Annotated in this window: 19 protein-coding genes; 7 read left to right on the forward strand and 12 right to left on the reverse strand. The window is 38.9% G+C overall.

Going from position 1 to position 20,051, the window contains the following annotated elements; all coding sequences use genetic code 11:
* Window positions 1–25: 25 nt before the first annotated feature.
* The 7 genes from ACYVFA_RS18565 to ACYVFA_RS18595 all read right to left on the reverse strand — a co-directional run bounded on the left by ACYVFA_RS18565 (window position 26) and on the right by ACYVFA_RS18595 (window position 6,247).
* Window positions 26–952, reverse strand: a complete 927-nt coding sequence (locus ACYVFA_RS18565; RefSeq protein ID WP_460473347.1) for a helix-turn-helix domain-containing protein — start codon at window positions 950–952, stop codon at window positions 26–28.
* Between the two features lie 13 nt (window positions 953–965).
* Window positions 966–1,898, reverse strand: coding sequence for an SDR family oxidoreductase (locus tag ACYVFA_RS18570; RefSeq protein WP_460473348.1), 933 nt, complete (start codon window positions 1,896–1,898; stop codon window positions 966–968).
* A gap of 126 nt (window positions 1,899–2,024) precedes the next feature.
* Window positions 2,025–3,083, reverse strand: coding sequence for a ligand-binding sensor domain-containing protein (locus tag ACYVFA_RS18575; RefSeq protein WP_460473349.1), 1,059 nt, complete (start codon window positions 3,081–3,083; stop codon window positions 2,025–2,027).
* Between the two features lie 113 nt (window positions 3,084–3,196).
* Window positions 3,197–3,619: a hypothetical protein gene (locus tag ACYVFA_RS18580; RefSeq protein WP_460473350.1), complete on the reverse strand. Its 423-nt coding sequence runs from the start codon at window positions 3,617–3,619 to the stop codon at window positions 3,197–3,199.
* Window positions 3,620–3,789: 170 nt separating this feature from the next.
* Window positions 3,790–4,485 carry a YceI family protein gene (locus ACYVFA_RS18585; protein ID WP_460473351.1) on the reverse strand — a complete coding sequence of 232 codons (696 nt, stop codon included), beginning with the start codon at window positions 4,483–4,485 and terminating at the stop codon, window positions 3,790–3,792.
* A gap of 216 nt (window positions 4,486–4,701) precedes the next feature.
* A complete protein-coding gene (locus tag ACYVFA_RS18590) occupies window positions 4,702–5,331 on the reverse strand; it encodes a GNAT family N-acetyltransferase (protein ID WP_460473352.1) in 630 nt (209 codons plus the stop codon).
* Window positions 5,315–6,247, reverse strand: coding sequence for a fatty acid desaturase family protein (locus tag ACYVFA_RS18595; protein WP_460473353.1), 933 nt, complete (start codon window positions 6,245–6,247; stop codon window positions 5,315–5,317). The genes ACYVFA_RS18590 and ACYVFA_RS18595 overlap by 17 nt, the downstream gene beginning before the upstream one ends.
* A gap of 280 nt (window positions 6,248–6,527) precedes the next feature.
* On the opposite strand from ACYVFA_RS18595, the gene ACYVFA_RS18600 reads away from it, so the two are divergent.
* Window positions 6,528–6,734, forward strand: a complete 207-nt coding sequence (locus tag ACYVFA_RS18600) for a hypothetical protein (RefSeq protein ID WP_460473354.1) — start codon at window positions 6,528–6,530, stop codon at window positions 6,732–6,734.
* Between the two features lie 61 nt (window positions 6,735–6,795).
* Window positions 6,796–7,698: a LysR substrate-binding domain-containing protein gene (locus ACYVFA_RS18605; RefSeq protein ID WP_460473355.1), complete on the forward strand. Its 903-nt coding sequence runs from the start codon at window positions 6,796–6,798 to the stop codon at window positions 7,696–7,698.
* Between the two features lie 42 nt (window positions 7,699–7,740).
* Here the strand turns inward: ACYVFA_RS18605 and ACYVFA_RS18610 are convergent, their stop codons facing one another.
* The 5 genes from ACYVFA_RS18610 to ACYVFA_RS18630 form a co-directional block, all read right to left on the reverse strand.
* Window positions 7,741–9,222: a Kelch repeat-containing protein gene (locus ACYVFA_RS18610; protein ID WP_460473356.1), complete on the reverse strand. Its 1,482-nt coding sequence runs from the start codon at window positions 9,220–9,222 to the stop codon at window positions 7,741–7,743.
* Between the two features lie 256 nt (window positions 9,223–9,478).
* Window positions 9,479–11,506: a glutamine-dependent NAD(+) synthetase gene (gene nadE, locus ACYVFA_RS18615; protein ID WP_460473357.1), complete on the reverse strand. Its 2,028-nt coding sequence runs from the start codon at window positions 11,504–11,506 to the stop codon at window positions 9,479–9,481.
* 43 nt (window positions 11,507–11,549) lie between these two features.
* Window positions 11,550–12,212, reverse strand: a complete 663-nt coding sequence (locus ACYVFA_RS18620; RefSeq protein WP_460473358.1) for a hypothetical protein — start codon at window positions 12,210–12,212, stop codon at window positions 11,550–11,552.
* Window positions 12,213–12,250: 38 nt separating this feature from the next.
* The gene (locus tag ACYVFA_RS18625) at window positions 12,251–12,874 is read right to left on the reverse strand and encodes a hypothetical protein (RefSeq protein ID WP_460473359.1); all 624 of its coding nucleotides are present in this window, start codon (window positions 12,872–12,874) and stop codon (window positions 12,251–12,253) included.
* Window positions 12,875–12,900: 26 nt separating this feature from the next.
* Window positions 12,901–13,491, reverse strand: coding sequence for a transposase (locus tag ACYVFA_RS18630; protein ID WP_460473360.1), 591 nt, complete (start codon window positions 13,489–13,491; stop codon window positions 12,901–12,903).
* A 367-nt stretch (window positions 13,492–13,858) separates the two neighbouring features.
* On the opposite strand from ACYVFA_RS18630, the gene ACYVFA_RS18635 reads away from it, so the two are divergent.
* From ACYVFA_RS18635 to ACYVFA_RS18655, 5 genes are all read left to right on the forward strand, one after another.
* A complete protein-coding gene (locus tag ACYVFA_RS18635) occupies window positions 13,859–14,401 on the forward strand; it encodes a DUF2975 domain-containing protein (RefSeq protein ID WP_460473361.1) in 543 nt (180 codons plus the stop codon).
* Window positions 14,402–14,483: 82 nt separating this feature from the next.
* Window positions 14,484–14,696 (forward strand): helix-turn-helix domain-containing protein, encoded by a 213-nt coding sequence (locus ACYVFA_RS18640; RefSeq protein WP_460473362.1) that lies wholly within the window; start codon window positions 14,484–14,486, stop codon window positions 14,694–14,696.
* A 386-nt stretch (window positions 14,697–15,082) separates the two neighbouring features.
* Window positions 15,083–17,650: a TonB-dependent receptor gene (locus tag ACYVFA_RS18645; RefSeq protein ID WP_460473363.1), complete on the forward strand. Its 2,568-nt coding sequence runs from the start codon at window positions 15,083–15,085 to the stop codon at window positions 17,648–17,650.
* A 232-nt stretch (window positions 17,651–17,882) separates the two neighbouring features.
* Window positions 17,883–19,175: an AAA family ATPase gene (locus ACYVFA_RS18650; RefSeq protein ID WP_460473364.1), complete on the forward strand. Its 1,293-nt coding sequence runs from the start codon at window positions 17,883–17,885 to the stop codon at window positions 19,173–19,175.
* 3 nt (window positions 19,176–19,178) lie between these two features.
* Window positions 19,179–19,865 carry a hypothetical protein gene (locus tag ACYVFA_RS18655; protein ID WP_460473365.1) on the forward strand — a complete coding sequence of 229 codons (687 nt, stop codon included), beginning with the start codon at window positions 19,179–19,181 and terminating at the stop codon, window positions 19,863–19,865.
* Window positions 19,866–20,051: the final 186 nt, after the last annotated feature.

Raw genomic sequence — 20,051 nt, forward strand, 5'->3', positions numbered from 1 at the left:
TCCAATACCAGGTAATGACTATTCCCTAATTAAACGACTGCCGGAATTCCAGAGGAGATTGATGCGTTTTGTTTTTGAATACCCTGCTGAATGCCTGCGAATGCTCAAAGCCTAGGCCATAGGCGATTTCGCTGATGGAAAGGTTGGTTGTAGATAGTTTTTCTTTTGCTTTTTCAATCAGCTTATTGTGTATATGCTGTTGAGTACTTTGCCCTGTCAGCACTTTAAGCAAGCGACTCAAATAATTCAGCGATACATTTAATTCGTCTGAAACATATTGAACCGTAGGCAAACCTTTTTCAACCAAATCTTCGCTATTGAAATAATCTGTCAATAATTTTTCCAGACGGTCAAGTATCTGGTGGTTGGCTTTTTCCCGGGTGATAAATTGGCGATTGTAGAATCTTTCAGAATAATTGAGTAAAACTTCAATATGTGAAATGATAATCTGCTTGCTGTACTTATCGATATTTGAATGGTACTCCTGTTTGATATTTTCGATAATGCCGTTTAACGTTGCTTCTTCTTTTTCAGATAAGAGCAAGGCTTCATTGACTGAATAATCGAAAAACTCATATTGTTTTATATTTCTGACCAATGAGGTATTCCAGATAAAATCAGGATGTATGAGCAAAATCCAACCTGATACCTCTTCCGGATTTCCTTCTTCAATTATTTCAATGTTGAGCACCTGATTAGGTGCCATGAAAAAGAGGATGCCATCGTCTTCAAAATCATAGTGCTGTTGCCCGTATTTATATCTCACGCCTTTCAGGCGCTTCAAGGCAATAAAATAAAAATCAAACACCGCATTCATAGCGCTTGGGTCAGGCATTCCGGTAAAATCATCCATTGTTAACAGGCTAATCAATGGATGCTGAGGCTTGGCCAAACCCCTAAGCCGATGAAACTCGCTGATTGATTTGATTCTGATTGGTTGGGTATTTGCCATGCCGCTTTCATCTTTACTGTTTATGGTAGACCGCTGCAAACTCTTTGGCAAAGTCTTTCAGTTTTATCTTCCCCATTTTAGGATTATTCTCATGGAAATTTTTAAGCGGTATTCCGCTATGCATCACTGACTGCATCTCAACCATCGTTTCTGCCAGTTCCTGAGGCATTTTTGCCATTTTCAATCCCTGCAACATCTCTTTATCCGAAATCAGCACCCATTTCAGATAAGGCTTGCCGATGGCAGTGCCAATAATCTTTGCGGCTTCATTGCAAGTCATTTCTTCACTTCCTACATACCGGATTTTTAATTTTTCGGCAGGCACATTAACCAGTTCTTCTGCCACGGCCTCAGCAATATCTTTCGGTGCTACAAAAACAATTCTATCGTCGGCGCCATAATTCCCCATAAGCAAGCCTGTTTTTCCGCTGAGCAAAGCGCCTAAACCCAGATAGCGGAGGGTCAGAAATTTGCCCATCAAACCTTTGCCTCTGATCATATCCATCGAAAAATAAAAGTTGGTGTAGAAAGACCCCGGTCGCATAATGGTTATGGAAGCATTGGTCAGCGAATGAAAGAGGTCTTCCACGTTTTCACCTTTAATCAAATTGGCTGACCATCCGCTTAAAACCACTACCCGTTTTATTGCTGCCTGTTTGAGTGCCTGCACATAGTTGTTGGCTATGGTACGCATATAGGCTTGCTGGTGGGCTTCGTTCATATTCATGGGTATCATACAATAGACAGCATCGGCACCTGTAAAGGTATTTGTAAGAAAAGATACGTCTTCCATCTTGCCGATAGCCGCCTTTGCCCCTAATGCCTGAATATCTTTTTGTTTCTCTGCATTGCTGCTGATAAGGGTTACCGAATGTCCCTTAGCCATTAACTCCTGAGCCAGAGGTTTGCTGATATTGCCCAATGAGCCGGTTAATACAATGTTCATAAGTCTGATGTTTTGATGATACAAAGTTCATCAGAAGCATAGAAACCGATGTAACCGAAATTGACAATGTTGTACCCGAAAACGAAAACCCAAAAATAGGATAGCGTAGCAGATAGATTTTGCGCTTTATTTGCTTGTAAAATGTGTAATCGCCTTTCCGTCAAACCGCCTCACACCGTCTAAAGCGCCAAACCAGATGCTGCCATCCTTGGCTTCTAAAATACCGAAAAGCATATTTTTATAGTCTTCATAATGGGCCATTATATCAATTACGGCAGGCTTTTGACTAGACAAGGTATTTGCATCGTACCGTGAAAGTGCCCAACGGTCAGTTCCGTTATAATCCGGTTGTGAACTCGTCCAGATGTTTCCCTCTTTATCTTCGTAAACATATCCGGTAAAATTCTTATTAAAATTAGTAAATGTATTGCCGTCGTAGCGCCAAAGCCCAACTTCGCCAGCCAACCAGATATTGCCTTTTTTGTCTTTAATTATGGTGCGGATATTCGTAAAAGATTCGCCGTTATGCTTGACAATAGTAAATTTTTCTCCATCAAAATTAAAGACTCTACCTCTTGTGCCAAACCAGAACTTTCCTGTTTTGTCTTCAATGATCGAGTTAATATCGTTATCGTTAGGGTTGGTATCGGGTAATCCTCCATTAGGCTTATAAGTCTGAAAGGACTTACCATCGTAACGTGTCGCTCCGCTTTCAGTACCAAACCAGATATTGCCTGATTTATCTTCATAAATATGAGGAACCCGATCATTGGCAAGCCCCTCTTTAGTGGTAAAATGCTGAAAAGCGTCTTGGCCTGCCTTGGAGGGGTCAAAATAAAACACTCCCGAACCTATACTAGCGAACCAGAAATTGCCTTTTCTATCTTCTAACACATCAAAAAAACGGGCGGTACTCACCTCACTTGTGATATTTGTAAAAGCCTTGCCACCTACCTTGAGCATAGCAGAAGGGTCGTACCGGAAAATACCATCAAATGCAGCAATCCAGATATTGCCTTTTTTATCCTGCCTGATATTACGAGTGATACTCCTAGGCCCGTGTGAAGTGACTACTTCTTTAGTTTCGGGGTCGGTTGGGTAATAACTTTTGGGCAGGGATTGTCCTGCGCACCAGGTGCAGGAAACAATCATCAACAAAGCATAAATATGTCCAGATTTTGTCATTTTCTTGTTGTTTAAAGGGTTTAAACAAACTTACATCGTTTTACGATAAGGCATGGTTAATGAAATGTTAATGTGTTCGGGACAAGAGGTTTCATGTAAAGGCTAGTTCATTTTTATTCGTGTAGCCCTGCCAGTTTATTTTTTAATTCGGTCGATAAATCTGTTGTACCCGTCGAAACCATTGTTGCTTCTTCACAAAATGCCCGTGCCTGATTTCCTAAATATTGCTCATAGCCTGAGGTCTTGATAGTAGCAAATTTCAACCAGTTTTCTTTTGCTTCCTCCGAGAGAAATTCCCCACATAAGATATATACCTTTTCATTACCGGATGACAATGTATAGCCCACTTTTATATTACGGAAATCAATCACTTTAGGGGATTGATGATGATGAAAATCAGTGGCCGCCGAAGTAATTAAAAACTGAACGGTCGAGTCTGGCATTGATTCTTTTGTTGCAGAAGTAGTAGCAATGGCTGATGAATCAGCTTTGTCTTCTTTTTTACTGTTTGAATTACAACTTAATATAGCTGACATAAAAAATGTAAAAGCTAATGTCTTTAGCAGAATGGAAAAATGAGTCATTTTCATAATTTTGATTTACTAGATAAATAAATAAATAATACTTTTTATCCGTAAATCTAAGTAAACTTCATCTATGATAAATCTGACAGTAAATTTTTATCTTTCTCAATGACTGTGATTAGCTATTTTTTAGCTACGATTTCCATCAGGAGTACAACATCATCCGAAACGGCCTGATCAGCTAAATTATCATAAAACTTACCTGATGCGTAGCGGATACCCCAATCTGTTCGGTCAAAAGTCAATTTGCCATTTGCCTTCACAATTCCATCTTTCAGCTCCATTCTGGCCGGAAAAGTAACTGTATTTGTGATACCTTTAATGGTTAGGTCGCCAGTTACTTTTATATTGTCATGAGAAACAGATTCAACCTTGGTAATGGTGAATGTAGAGGTTGGAAATTTTTCGACATCAAAATAATCGGTAGATTTTAAGTGCTTGATAGGCGTATTTGTATCGGTCTTGTCTTTATATTCCATTGTATTCATATCGATTTCGACTGTACCGCCCACCAATTGACCTTTGTCAATCATCAGGTCACCGTTTGATGGATGAACGTATCCGATATGCTCCTCTTTAAAATCAAATAACATTGAACCTTGCCATGTGACAACGCTTTCCGTTGTATCTATTCTATATTTTTCTCCCTGGTTTGTGGAGCTTGCTGATGTATGGGTTTTATTTTCCTCTTTTACAGTTCCACCGCAACCGAAGAACAGAGGTGCAGTCATTAAGATTAAGTAAGTGATTGATAGCTTTTTGTTCATATTGCTGAAATGATATTGATTAATAATGATTTTAAAATCTGGTATATACATTATGGCTGAGCCTGTTTAATTCAAATGCGCACATGGTCTTATAGCTAAGCAGGTTTCTGCATGGTTCTTTATGTTGAAAAGAGTTCAACAAAAGTATATGCCTTTACGCCGGGCTTAGTGAATAGCTTGTAAAAAGATGTAAATGGAATGTAAATTCGTTTAGAAGTGTCCTGAAAGGACTTTGTGGATACCCAGGAGATTCAGAGATTAGCGCTATTAGTTGAACTTAAACGTATTCGCTTCAAAAAAAGGAAATAAAGGAAGACTTTTAACTTTAACGGAGAAAATCTTGCGCTCAATCAGATAAATATCTGAATTTATCTGACCTATTTTTGGATAAAATTCATCAATGTTTCCTGCATGAATTCCTCCGGCAGCCTCAATAAAAGGAATCGCTGCCAGGTTAAGGATTGGTTTGTTGACGGTTGTTGTAAACAAAGTTTCATAGCCTTGTTCAAACACCCATTTCATCAGGTTATAGCAGAGTATCAATACTGCTTTCTTATGGCCTTTTAAAAATGCCAGTTGCTCAAAATAAGCCAATTGCTGCCATTCATAATCTGCCAGGTTAATAAACCAGTCTGCACTGTTTCTTTTCTCCCATATTTCTGAGGCACGAAGGGTGGAATCTTTCAGAATAATACCAAAGCCTACCACCTGTGTATCAACTTCTGCTACCAGACAATATTCGTTTTCAATAAACTGGCGATAGGTGTCTATGTCAGTCCCCAATAAAAAGCCACCTTTGGTAGTTGTGCCATCTGCCATTGAGATGGGTAACTGGTCTTTGATAGCCATGAAGGCTTCTGCATCGTTGAGTGTGGCTTTTCTAATGCGTGTGTTCATGACTGATGTGTGGCCCTTTTAGTTGATTGAGAATGGCTCTGAAGAAGTTCCAGGTATTCTGATTCTTCTCGTCATATTCTTCGGGTAAAGCCTTTCTTTTTTCAGGTAACTCATACCATGGAATATTCGGGTGCTGGTGATGCGTGGCGTGCTCGTTGAAATTCATCAGAATCCACGAAATCACGGGTACTCTTTTAACCGAGCGCACGTTATACCTCACGCCGTCACCAATGGTGGTATCATAATGAAAAATATATACCAGAAGCGAAAGTACCCAGGCAAACGACAGCATCGGATAGCCCAATGTATACAGATAAATCTCTTTGCCAAATATATAAAATACTGATAGATGCAATAAGACTCCCAGCGCGAACAAGCCTATGGATTTCAGCTGGTCAAGCATTGTCCAGTTCTTGAAAGCAGGGGAGATTTTGACAGAGATACGCGGCGGAATGAACAAAAACAAGATAACCGATACAAGCGAATGGATGAAGAATCCGCCGAAAAATACGCTCAGATACCATACTACATAATAATATATCTTTTGAAGCGTATTTGGTTCTTTCTTCACTACATAAGTATCCAGAGCCGAGGTATGCTCGTCTTTACGATTGAAACCATGATGGAAATAGTGGATTTTTCTGTAAATTGTAATAGGTACCATGATGGGTAGAAGAATAACACTTCCCCAGAAATCATTGGCTGGCAGATTATCAGCAAATAGTTTTTTATGAGAAGCCTCATGCCCGACTATATAAAAACGATAAAACCAGAGCCCCTGAAATAATAAGACAGGTGCATATAAAATCATTTTCTGGGTTTTATCAATGTCAAGCTGCTGAATAACTACGGCCAATATGCTGACAAGTAAAAAAACGCTGATAGTTTCGATGATTAATTGAGTATTTCTGTGCATGGGAGAATTCTGTATTATAGTGACAGCCTCAATATAACCGAAGCAAGTGGATTGGTTAAATTGAATCATAATATAGTGAAAGTAGGGCTAAGGTTCTCATGATTATTTATTAAATTATTATCAGGTATTCTTTCTTGCGATACGTATCAGGTATCAATTATCCATTCCATTCTCAAAAACTACCCCTATTCCATAACTAAAAGTTATTGACACTCAAAAACTCTCCTTTTAATAGCTTAAAGAAACAAGTTACTTTTGTTGCATCAAATACGATTGCACAATGGAAAACGAAAATATAACCGGCGAACGAACTCTACTTATCAGATACATGACTATTCTTTTTGTATTAGTATCATTTTTATCGATTTTAGGCTTAGTTCTGCTATCAAGAATTTATTGGAAAGAGGGTTCAGTAGCAGAAAATATCCCGACGGGTATAAGCCAGCAACAGACGCTTTCGCCATTGACATCTACCAATTTTAAATGATTATTTGGAACTACGCCTGATGTGCCGTAAATAGAACCCTAATTCAGACCAACAGCATATAATGATAGCCATTGATTTCAAACTATCGGTTTTTATGGCGGCAGCCAGACACCTCAATTTTACAAAGGCCACACAAGACCTCAATATCTCACAGCCTGCCATTAGTAAAAATATCCATGAACTGGAGGTGCAGACAGGCCATAATCTTTTTGAAAGAAATGGCAACCGATTGATGCTTACCGAAACCGGACAAATGCTGCTAAGCTATGCCCAGCAAATACAGCATATTTACGACCAACTGAACGAAAATCTGGATATTCTGGATGGAAGGGCAGCCGGAGAATTACGATTAGGCGCAAGTACAACCATTTCGCATTATATAATACCTGAAATTCTGGCTGATTTTCATACCCAATATCCTTTGATTAAGATTAAGACTCTGCATGGTAATTCGAAGCAGGTAGAAGAATGGCTCCAACAAAAAGAGATTGATCTGGGGATTGTTGAGGGATTAACCGACAATGCCTCAATGAAATATGAAGAATTTCTGAAAGATGAACTGGTGCTGGTTACACGTCATGGTAATCCATTGGTGCCTGATAGTGGTTCGGTGAATCCGACCTTATTGAAAGAAGTTGATTTTGTATTGAGAGAACAAGGTTCGGGCACAAACGAGGTTATCAGAAAAGCCTTGATGAAAATAGGCATAGGTATGCACGAGCTGCATGTAAAAGTGGTGCTGGCCAGCACCGAGAGTATCAAGAATTTTCTGCATACCACCAATTGCTTTTCGTTTTTGTCGATACACGCCATTACCAAAGAGCTGAAAAACGAAGAGTTACAGATTGTAGAACTGAATGATTTTGAGATAGAGCGCTCCTTCTTTTTTGTGCATCCGCAAGGGGTTATCGGGAGGTTACCCGAAAATTTCAGAAGGTTTGCGATGAAGAAATACAATTTGTAGGGGTTCAGAATTCTGAACCCCTACAAATTATTAACAAAACCCTCAATTATCCGCCCTGAAAGTAATTCCATCCAGGCTCAGGTATGTATTTACACCACTATAAAATTGCACTTGCCCTAATGTAGTAACATCCACCCGTCCGAAGGTACCATCACCACTGGCTACGGTAAACACCATTGTCTGAGCAGGCCAGCAAGCAGCTGGGAGGTTAAATAAAATAGTAGGTCTGGTGGTGGTTCCACCTTTAATCATACCTTTCAGATGCACCACTGATTCTTTATCTTTATAATAGCCTGCTGTGGCATAAGGGCTACCAAAATTCACCCAGCTATTGAGCAAGGTTGGCGCATCAAAATTGGGGCTGGTTAGTGTTCCATTGATAGTCAGATTACCACTAATCGTTAAATTGCCCAGATTAGGCGTATAATCCCAGAAATCTTTTATTGCAAACGGGTCACCACTACGATCGAGCGAAAAGCCAGTGCCCACATAGCCTTTAGACCCTATGGCAAACCCAACGGCTTCCGACCGACCATCACGCCAGAAACTGCTTTTTTCTGTCCAGGTATTGGCAGTAGGGCTATATTCCCATGTATCTCTCAATGGAGTGCCATCGTGCCCTGAAGCAATATAACCTTTATTGGCAAGGGCAAACCCTACGGCACCGTATCGGGCAGTGCCTCCGAAATTCGCTTTCTGAGTCCAGGTATTAGTAGTAGGGTCATACTCCCAGAAATCTGTTTTCCTGATACTTGCGGCAATTCCTGTACCCACATAGCCTTTGCCAGCTATGGTAAATCCAACAGCCCCGTTCCTGACACCTCCACCTACATTCGCTTTCTGAGTCCAGACATTAGCCGTTGTATCATATTCCCAGAAATCTTCTTTATTCACGCCAGTGCCAATATAACCTTTATTGCCTATCGAAAAACCCACTCCATCCGTGCGGGTACCTCCACCTACATTGGCTTTCTGAGTCCAGGTATTGGTTGCAGGATTATATTCCCAGAAGTCATCTCTGGCTACCGAACCCGTACCAGAGCCTGTGCCTACATAGCCTTTATTGCCTATCGAAAAACCTACGGCGCTTCTCCTGACACCTCCGCCAAAATTGGCTTTCTGAGTCCAGACATCAGTAGTAGGGTCATATTCCCAGAAATCACTCATGGTAGGACTTGTGCTGGCACCTCCTGTGCCGATATATCCTTTGCTGCCAATTGAAAAACCCACAGCTCCCTGTCGGGCAGTGCCGCCAAAGTCTCCTTTTTTTACCCAGTCATCCGAGTGGCTTACGGCCATATCATAGCCACAGAGTTTCTGCCAGACATCTTTCTGGTAGATATTAAAACAATCATCGTCGGTATTATAAATCATTTGCCCATTGGCAGGCGCAGCAATGGCATTGCGCTGGATGGTTGAAATTCGGGGTACATACATTCCATCGGTAGCAATAGTGCCCGATTGCGCAAGTAAAACACGAAAGCCGGAAATAAAGAATAGTGTAGTGAGTAAAATTCTGATCATTTCTTTTAGGGTTTTGTTTGATGGCGAATAATATTCGTCACAAATTACGCCCCGAAACAGTTTCTATTCAATACGGCAATTGCCGTATAAATGAGGGGAGTAGGTGTTTTTATTGATGAAAATGTTAAGCCGATGAAATCTGATGGTGGAATTATATATGGTAGAGGGAGTATAGATAATTCACTGAGTTTAACCGTGCCACCCACGCGGTGCCACGGCCTTTTTCGGACGAGGTTATCCGTGACACGGTGGCTATTTAAAACCCAATTTTCCCTTTTACCTTTTTTCGTCCTCCTTTCGCCAGATATTCTTTCATATCTTCTAGTTCTTTCTCAAAACCACCGCTCAGAATCGGGAAGCGACACCAGCTGCGTGGGTCCAGGTTATGACTATCCAGGTGGAAACTTGGGGCATAACGCTCACGCTTCCATTGGTTGCGGCTCCAAAGTCGGAAGAATCTTTCTACCCATCCCGCCAGTGTATCGCGGTCGAAACGGTCGGCGAATTGGGCTTCCATAAAGAGTAAACATTCCAACGGAGGCTTTTTATCTCTGATGGCTACTTTTTCAATCTCGTTCAATACCTCATAAGGCATCAGGTCTTTTTCGTCGGTTTGTTTCTTATCCAGCGGACGAAGCTCTGCGGTAGGTTGTAGGCTGTTTACCTTGTTTAATCCTTCTATTCTGATATGCTTGCCTTTCACTTCACAACCTACCGTTTCCAGCCATACCAGCCATTGTTTCAGCCAGAATTTATCGATGCCCGCAATCGGGTTGATGCTTCCTGCGGTATCGCCGTCCATTGTGCAATACCCAACGGCTACTTCAGAGCGGTTTGAGGTGGCTAAAAGCAGGTGATTGTATAGATTAGTTAATAACCACACACTTGGGGCACGTACGCGTGCCTGTATATTCTGTAAGGGCAAATCATCAGTTTCCCAGGTCAGGTTACGGCCAATCTGAGATTCTATTAAGCCTGTATAAGCCTCTACCAACCCATTGATATTGACATTGTAAAAAGTAGCTCCGATAGATTTAGCCAGACTCTCTGCCGATTCATAGGTATCAGTCGAGCTGTTTTCTGTGCCTTGGTAAATACTATGAATCAACTCTTTGGTGATTTCTTCTACGGTATCACAATGCTGAATTTTCTTGATGTAAGATAGTTTCTTTTTAAAGGCATTCAAACCAATACTTTCATCAGCCAGACGAATCATCAGGCCGCTCAAAGCGACACAGGCGCAGGAGTCTGCACCACCTGATAACGAAACCGTAAAGCCTTGTGAGCGCGATTTGCGCAGATAGTCAAATAAAGCCAATGATACCGCACGGGCAAATTCTTCTTCTTTCAGATACCCGCCGCGTTCAAACTTCTCCAACTCGGCAGATTGATTGGCTACCGGTTTTATGTCAGGAAAATCGAACAAAGAAACAACTTTCCAGGTGCTGCCCAGGATAGGTGATTTCACCTGAGAATGATTGACCTTTGGGGCTTCAATGTCTATGGTGGCACTTATTACATAGAAATCGTTATAACCAAAACGAGGTGATGAAACCAGCAGGTTGCCATCAGAGGCAATCATGGCATCGCCATCAAAAATCAAACGGCCGGATTCATTACCCAGTAGATTGGTGTAGATATAGCTACAAGAAAACGAGCGACTGCCATCAATCACAAAGCGCTCGCGGGTCATGAATTTCGAGAATGAAAACGGACTGGCGCTTGGGTTCAGAATAATATCTACCCCTCTATCAAATAGTATTCTGCCGGGGCGGTTTGCTACCCAGGCATCTTCACAAATCTCGAAACCGATGCGGACACCACTCAGTTCAAAAACTAAATCACCTATCGGATACTTGAATTCGTCGATTTCAATTTCATCCCTCATCCCTGTTACCCAACGATGAAACCAACGGTCTTCGTAAAATACGCCATAGTTGGGCAGATGTTGCTTACACACAAAACCCAGAATACGCTTATTGGCTATCAGACACGAGGTATTGAAGATTTTATTATTGAAACGGATAGGCAAACCTACCGATACAATCATGCCTGAGGTGTAAGGTACAATTTCGAGCAGGCTTTCTTTGGCTTGTTCGGCTACATCATAAGAATAAAAGGCATCTTCGCAGCCATAGCCTGTAATACATAATTCGGGCAGACATAGCAGGCTTACATTCTGCTTGTCGGCCTCTTTGATACATTCAATAATATTTTTGCGGTTTTGTTCCCAGGCCAATGGCGTCTGGTTCAGAGTTCCGGCAGCAACTTTTATCAGTTTCATTCTTTTCTGGTTTTGCCTTGCTACGGGGCACGGCAGTTCAATGCTAATTTAATGGGATAATAGATGCCAAATCAGATTTTATCATTCTTCGGAAAGACTTGTCAATATAAAGCGTTCCTCTATCAAATATAGCTTTTGCTTTCCAAAGCAGGTTTTCTTCTATTCCGCTATATAACTCTACAGTAAATTCAACTGTTTGAATTTTTGTATGCTTGGGGGTAGGTCTGGCACTGGTTATGGCAGTCAACCCTTCTGTTGATTTTATGGTAGCATTCAGAAAAACATCGCAATAAATGACTGCATCTACTTCTAATTCCTTTGCAATATCAGCTTTTGATAAAACTCTGAGTTTATTAAAATCAATTCCTTTTTCTTTCAACAAATAGTTTACATTTTTATCGCTAAGCCAGAATAATTCCTGATGCGATTTACTCAACTCCTCATAAATCATTTGTTGTATTTTATGCGAGTTCTCTTCCTGTTTCACGGCAGGGTCTACTTTATCGGTACTACCATTGGTGAAAATCTTATTAATCAAATATTCACTATCCTGATTAATGGCAAAATTAACAGGGAGAACAGCTATTTTTTTATGAGCAGGTTTAATTTCTTCAGCACTATATATTTCTTTCTGGTCAAATAAACTTCTTTTAGTTACACAAGAAATATTCAATAGTAGTAACAGCCCTAGAAAAACTTTGTTCATCGATGGTTTAACTTTTAGTCTTATTATTAAATGTTCAGTTAATTAAACGGCAAAACCGGCTCTAACTGACGGCCTATCAATTCTTTGAATAGTGTCGGAGAATAAATCCTTTGTCGGTTCACAGTGCTTTGTCCTCTCCAGATCAGGTCGTCTTCTTGTGCGCTGTAAATCTCTACTGTTATTTCTACTACATTTTTTTTATCATTTCCGTTTGCCGATAAAGGCTTATTTGTTTCTATCTCAGTTTTAAACAGAAAATCAAAATAGATTACGGCATCTACCTGCAATTGTTTTGCTATTTCAGGCTTTGATAATTTGCTGAGGTCTTGAAAACTGATGCTTTTTTCTTTCAGTATCCGGTTAGTTGCTTTGTCGGTCAGCCAGTCTGTATTTCTATTAGCTCTATACAATTCTTCAAAAATAAGCTGCTGATATTTATAGGCTTTCTCTTCCTGCCGGGTAAGCGGATCGGTGTTTTTATTGATTATCTTATCCAAAGCATCTTCACTATTCTCTACAAAATTTACTGGCAGAATAGCTATTTTTTTATGTGTAGCTATTACTTCATCTCTCGGATACCGTTCTTTTATGCTAAATACGGGTCTGGTATCTATGCATGATAGTTGGAGGAATGTTAGTATTAATAGAGTAGTTGCTTTCATTTTGAGTTTTTTTACCGCCGCTGTGGCTACCAAATCTTTAATATTTTATCCGGGTTGATACTTGTATGGGATTCTTCATGAAAATTATCAAAATCTATACTTAAAATCTCTTTCGCTAATGCCTGATTACACAAGGTGCCGTTTCTTTGTTGATGGTAGTCTCTGAAAGAAGAAAATTCCCAGTCTTCTATTTTGTGCACCAGCAAAGCTACTAAAGGATTCTGATGAATATAATGAAAACAAGTAGCAGGATATTCCCAGTCGACAGGCGCAGGATTTAAATCTTTTACTTTTGTATTTTGAGTAAATAAAGAGCCCGTTCGCCTTTGCTGCTTGTTGATGGCTAATAAATAATTACTCAGCATATACCTTATCGCTTCAGAAATCACATTTCTTTCTTCTTTTATCGTAACGGTTTTTATCGATTTTTCAGTAGCTAAGATTTGAAAATGAAAATAATTGGGCATCAGGCAATAGGAAAGAATCTCGCAGTGTGGTTGAAGAAATCTCCGCATTTTCTCTAAAAAGAACAAATAATTATCTCTTGTAAAAAACAGTCGTTGTCGGTTATTGCCTCGGTTATAAATATGATAGATATGGTTTAGCTGGTATTGCATTAGTTTTAGGATTTGTAAATATGCCACAGGTTATACTATTGCAAAATACTTTTAATTTAATTAAAGCCAAAATCTTCTTTATATAAGTGGCACGGCCGCGCGGCGTCCGCTATACTCGTCCGTAAACGGCCGTGTCACGGATAAACTTAGCGAACTTTCTATAGGCTTATTATAATAACTATACACTATGTTATACCATTCACTCCTTATTATGCGTGCACGCAGACCCTTGGAACCACGCACGCCACTCATCCCTAAAAAACTGTTATTCATAAATAATTTACCATTTATTAGTATATATTTATTGTTTATCGATAAATACCTCTCTACATTTGCATCATCAAATCAATCAAAAACAAATACGAGAATGAAAACAAATACGATAACGAAAACAAGAACCCAGAGTATATTAAGTGTTATAAAGATTATTGCCTTAATCGGCTATATCGGTGCCATCGTAGCTGGACTCAGAATTATTATCCCATTTATAGCAGGTTTCGTTGCCGAAAACCCCTCTTTTGATACCGGAACAGGTCTTGATGAACTAAGAGACACACATCTGCTGCCTTACCTCTCGCTGATGAGTTTTATTATTGCGCTTGCTATTCTGAAAGTACAGATGTGGGAGAGCTTGAGAGAAATTCTGGATGAAATTAACCTGAGTTCACCTTTTTCGATCAAAATAGCAACGATGCTCGAAAAAATGAGTTACCTGATTCTAGGCATCGGAATCGTCTATATAACCGGAGATGGTTATGCGGCCTATTTATCCAAAACCATCAGTGCCGTAGATAAAGGTTTGCTTAAAAGCGAATTCCAATACTTTTTCTCGGCCGGAATTGTGTATGTAATGGCACAGGTTTTCAGACATGGTGTTGAGTTGCAGGAAGAGAGTGATTTGACGGTTTAGACCAGCCCCCCGTCGCAGCGGCGCACCGCCCTAAAGGGGAGTTATCTGCAAGTTATTCACCAATACTTAAAATTATTTAGCTATGCCAATTATTGTAAATTTAGATGTGATGCTTGCCAAAAGAAAGATGCCTCTTTCTGATCTGGCCGAAAAAGTAGACATCACGCTCCCCAATCTTTCTATCTTAAAAACAGGTAAGGCAAAAGCCGTGCGTTTCTCTACCTTAGAGGCTATCTGTGAGGCACTTGACTGTCAGCCGGGGGATATTCTGGAATTTGTGCCAGAAAAAAAATAAAAATTCCGTGCAACCGTCGCTTGAAATGTTGCATCTACAAGTCAAATACAAGGTTTTACCACTCATCCCAAGATTAAAACCACTTATGTAATATCAGTTACCTTGCATTACAAAGTACTATAAGTTTGTATCAGAAAATTATGAAAAAGCTCACGATATTTAGTTTAGTTTAGGTTAATTGAAGATAAAACTGTCTCAGCCTTTAGAGGCAGTTTTTTAAAAAAAGTGTAACCTGAACCCCGCTTTCACCATCTAATAGGTAGTTGAAAGATTTTTAGAAAAATTTATGAAGAGCATTAAATAAAACAATAATACCAACAGTGCATTTGCTCCAACAAAGGCACCCGATTTACATAAAGCTATTACTAAGTAAATAATTAAATCTAATGAAAAAGCTATTACTAACACTCCTGTTGGCAGGAGCGAGTTTACTTTCTTTTGCCCAAACTACCAAAGGAAAGATTTCAGGAAGCCTCTACGACGAAAAAAAACAAGCCCTTCCGTTTGCCAGTGTCTTATTGCTAAAAGCACAAGACTCAACCCTGGTAAAAGGTAGCGTAAGTGATATAGAAGGAAAATTCTCGTTCGAACAATTTGTGAGCAGCGAAACTCAGAACCAGTTTATCGTGTCGGTTTCGATGGTTGGATATAGAAAATATTTCTCTCCGAAGATTGTAATCAGTGCCGAAAACCTGGAAGTGAAGCTATCTAATGTTCAATTGGAACTGGATACACAAAACCTGAAAGAGGTAACCGTAACCGCCAGAAAGCCGTTTATCGAACAACAAGCCGACAAACTGGTAGTGAATGTTGAAGGCAGTATAGTGGCCAACGGTAACACCGCTTTAGAGGTTTTGCAGAAATCGCCGGGTATTACGGTGGATAACAACGATAATATCAGTGTAAAAGGAAAACAGGGCGTTTTGATATTGATGGATGGCAAACAGACCTATATGTCGCAAAGTGATCTGGCTAACTTGCTGAAAAGCATGAACAGCGACCAGATTGAGAAAATCGAGATTGTATCGAACCCCTCTTCACGTTATGATGCTGCCGGAAAAGCCGTGATTAATATCATAACCAAGAAAAACAAAAACTTTGGTACTAACGGAAGCGTATCGATAGGCGGGTCGTTGAGTTTGCCCCCTTTTCTAAAAACCGGGCTCAACAAAGAACTCACCGCCGTAGAATTAATGAAGCCCGGTGCCATGCCAAAATACAGCACAAGTTTGAATTTAAACAATCGCCAGGGCAAATTCAATACTTTTACGAATCTTACGTTTTCTGACAACCAACGATTCAACAATAATGCTTTTGTAAGAGAAATTGGTGGACAAACCTTTGAGCAATACGCCTACCGTTATCAGTTTAACCAGAATTTCAGTTATAAAGTAGGGGCAGATTATTATGCTACTAAAAAGACTACATTAGGGGTTTTGGTAACCGGAAACGTGGGTTCATGGGAAAGTAAAAACCCGAACCGCAACATCACTTATATGAAAAAGATTGGTGAAGTTACGCCTGATTCAAGTTTAGTGACAACCTCAAGCACTTTGAGAACCTGGACAAATACCACATTCAACGCCAACTTTAAACATACATTTGATTCGACCGGAAAAGAGTTGACTGCCGATGTTGACTATTCGGTTTACGACAACCAGGGTATCGAACGCGGCATGGTTTCAAGATTCTATAAATATGTAGATAAAGTAGAAACTGAGTATGGCACACCGTTGAACATCACCAGCAATACGCCAAATAAATACAATATCTTTGCCGTAAAAGCTGATTATGTGAACCCATTGCCAAAAATTAAAGGGAAGTTGGAGTTTGGTCTAAAAAGCAGCTGGGTGAAATCGGATAACGACATCCGTTTCTATCAGAATGGAGAAGTGGATAAAGGACGTACGAACTACTTTATCTATACCGAAAATATCAATGCGGCTTATGCCAACTTTAATTCGCAATTAAGCAAGAAATTTACTTTGCAGGCAGGTTTACGTGTAGAACACACACACTCAGAAGGGAAATCAGTAACTTTGAATGAGTCTCGCGAGCGTAATTATGTGAAGTTGTTCCCAAGTGTGTTTTTAACGCAAACCATCAACAAAGACAACCAGTTGACGTATTCATATAGCCGCCGTATCGACCGTCCGGGATATAATTCATTGAACCCATTCATTTATTTCCTTGACCCATACACGTATCAGTTGGGTAACGAATATCTGATGCCACAATACACCAACTCGTTCGAATTGACACATACGTATAAACAAGGATTTGTAACCAGTGTAGGCTATAGCATCACCAACGATTTTATGTCGGAAGTAATCAAGAATGCGGTGAATGTACCGGAAGTATTGGAGAAATTGAAAAAATATAACAACATTCAAGGCATTGACCCTGAGAAAATCACCTTTGCTACCACAGACAATATTGCCAGATTTGAGAATATCAACATCAATTTCAGTGCTCCGGTGCCAATTACTAAATGGTGGAATTCTCAAAACAACTTTTCGTTCTATTATAACAAGTTTAAGGGTGAAGTATCAGACCAGCAGTTGAACGTAGGCCAATGGGCATACAACTTCTATACAAGTCAGAACTTTAAATTACCAAAAGACTTGTCGGCAGAAGTATCGATGTGGTACAACTCGCCAAATATATACGGTATCATGCAGGGTAAAGCGCAATATGCGGTCAATGCAGGTTTACAAAAGAGCATCTTGAAGAAAAAAGGTACGATTCGTGTGAACGTAAACGACATTTTCTTAACGAGCTTCTGGCGTGGCAAAACCGAGTTTGCAGGGGTAAATATGACGCTAAACAACCGTTGGGATAGTAGAATGGTACGCGTATCGTTCAATTACAAATTCGGTAACCAGAACGTGAAAAATGCCCGCAACCGCAGCACAGCCACAGAAGCCGAACAACGCAGAGCAGGCGGCAACTAATTGTTAATAGTCTATAAATTTGGAAACGCTCCGGGCTTGGCCTGGGGCGTTTTTTTTGTTGGGGTAGAGGGTTATGGCATTTACCTTATGTTAATTTTTTTGAGAAAATCGTTTTTCTGCCTGAGAAAATAATTTCCATGAAATTTTGAGAAAGTACAATAAAAACAATTAACATTAAAAATCTAACGATTTTCTATAAATTGCTGTTCTAATAGAAAAATAAATAAAATTAATGGTTAAAGAAGTTAATATACAAAATTTTAAATCAATTCAGGATTTAACTCTTAAATTAGGAAGAGTGAATGTGATTATTGGGGCAAATGGTAGTGGTAAAAGTAATATTTTAGAGGCGATTGCTATGGGTGTTGCTGGATTGGAGGGGAAATTAAGTAACGAATTTTTAACTTCAAGAGGAATTAGAGTTACTGAATCGCAATGGATGTATTCTGGTTTTAAAAGTGAGATAAAGAAGAAAGAAATTTCAATTGTGTTTAAATTACAGACTGATGATACTTTTCCAATAAAACTAATAATAGACGATAAGCCATTTTCAGACTGGAGAGTATTAGAAGAAACTTCATTTCCGGGAGTATATAAACACAAAATTAAAAAGGCTATAGAACCTTGGGTTATCGAAAAATTTGATCTAAACATTGACAACCAAGTAAATGAAATAGAATTATCTTTAAAAGATGAGATAATTTCAGAATTGTCTAAAGTTAGCGGTAGCAATGCAGAAGATTTAGTTATTAGAGCTTTTGATGATGAAATGAGGCGTAGTATTGCCAATAGGCTAAGAGAGTCAATATTGGAAGGAACTACTGAAGAGTATTATCAAAAATTTATAAGTGAAAATATTGAAGTTTTTGCAGATTTTTTAATTTATGCTCCTGAAAATTCTTCTCTTAGAAAGTTTGAGGATGAATCTCAAATCGAGCCTTTAGGAATCAAAGGAGAAGGCTTGTTTAAGTTAATTACCATTATGAGTTCCGAAACTCCTGAAGAATTTGAAGAATTGGTTGCAAATATGGAGATAATAGATTGGTTTGAAAAATTCGAAATTCCCAAAGACTTAAAATTTAATGATAGGAAAATTAGAATTAAAGACCGCTATCTTGATGAAGATTTAAAATATTTTGATCAAAGAAGTTCAAACGAAGGATTTCTTTACTTATTATTTTATTTTGCTCTTTTTACTTCAAAATTTACTCCTAAATTTTTTGCAATTGATAATATTGATGTAGCACTAAATCCGAAACTTTGTAGTGAGCTAATAAAAATACTAACAAGACTTGCAAAAAAATATGATAAACAAGTCATTTTTACTACTCACAATCCAGCAATTTTGGATGGGCTAAACCTTAACGATGAAGAGCAGAGATTATTTGTAGCAAATAGAAACATAGAAGGAGAAACTACAATAAAAAGAATTAAAAAGAAAACTACAGCTGAAACAAAAGACCCTGTAAAGTTGTCAGAACAGTTTTTACGAGGATATTTAGGAGGCTTACCAAATAATTTTTAACAAATGGCATCTTTTGGATTAGTCACAGAAGGAGTAACAGACCAGACGATAATTACCTTTATTCTAGCAGGATGGTTTAGTAAAAAGGATTTGGATATTAGACCCCTCCAACCAAATCTGGATGCTACCGATGAAGGTTCAAGACACGGAAATTGGCACAAAGTAATTGAGTATATTAAGTCAATTAAATTAACTGATGCTTTTGATTCTGTAGACTATATAATAATTCAGATTGATACAGATATATTTCGAAGTGAAAGTATAATTGAAGAATGTAGAAATATACTCAATAACGAGGATACTGTCATTGAAGTAGTCGCCAAGATAAAAGAAAAACTAATTGATTTTATAAGTCAATCTACATATAGAAAGTATAAAGACAGAATAATATTTGCTATTTCAGTCGATTCAATTGAATGTTGGTTGTTACCATTATATTTTCGTACAAAACCAGCAAAATACAGAAAAACAACCAATTGTATAGGTACTCTAAATGAGATATTGCCAAGTCAATATGGCTTTTATATTGACCCAAGCAACAAGAATAGAATACATTATGAAAAAGTAGTAGGTGAATATAAAAAAAGAAGAGTGCTAGAAGCTAATTATACACTTAACCTAAGTCTCGGTGCTTTTATACAAGATATTGAAGATAAAAATATTGTTATTATTGAGGAGGACGAAGATTAAATAAAACTAAAGTAAGAATCAATTGACTCAATAGCCCCCATTTTCAAATGGGGGGTAACAAAAGAAAAAATCATTATTGACTTTAGCCAAATCCTAAACAGGGGTAATCCGAAGATTTGGCTAAAGCCAATAATGATGATACAATATTAGTACCTCCAGCTAAAGCAGGAGGCAATTGATTGAATA

This window comes from Emticicia fontis, from assembly GCF_054779675.1.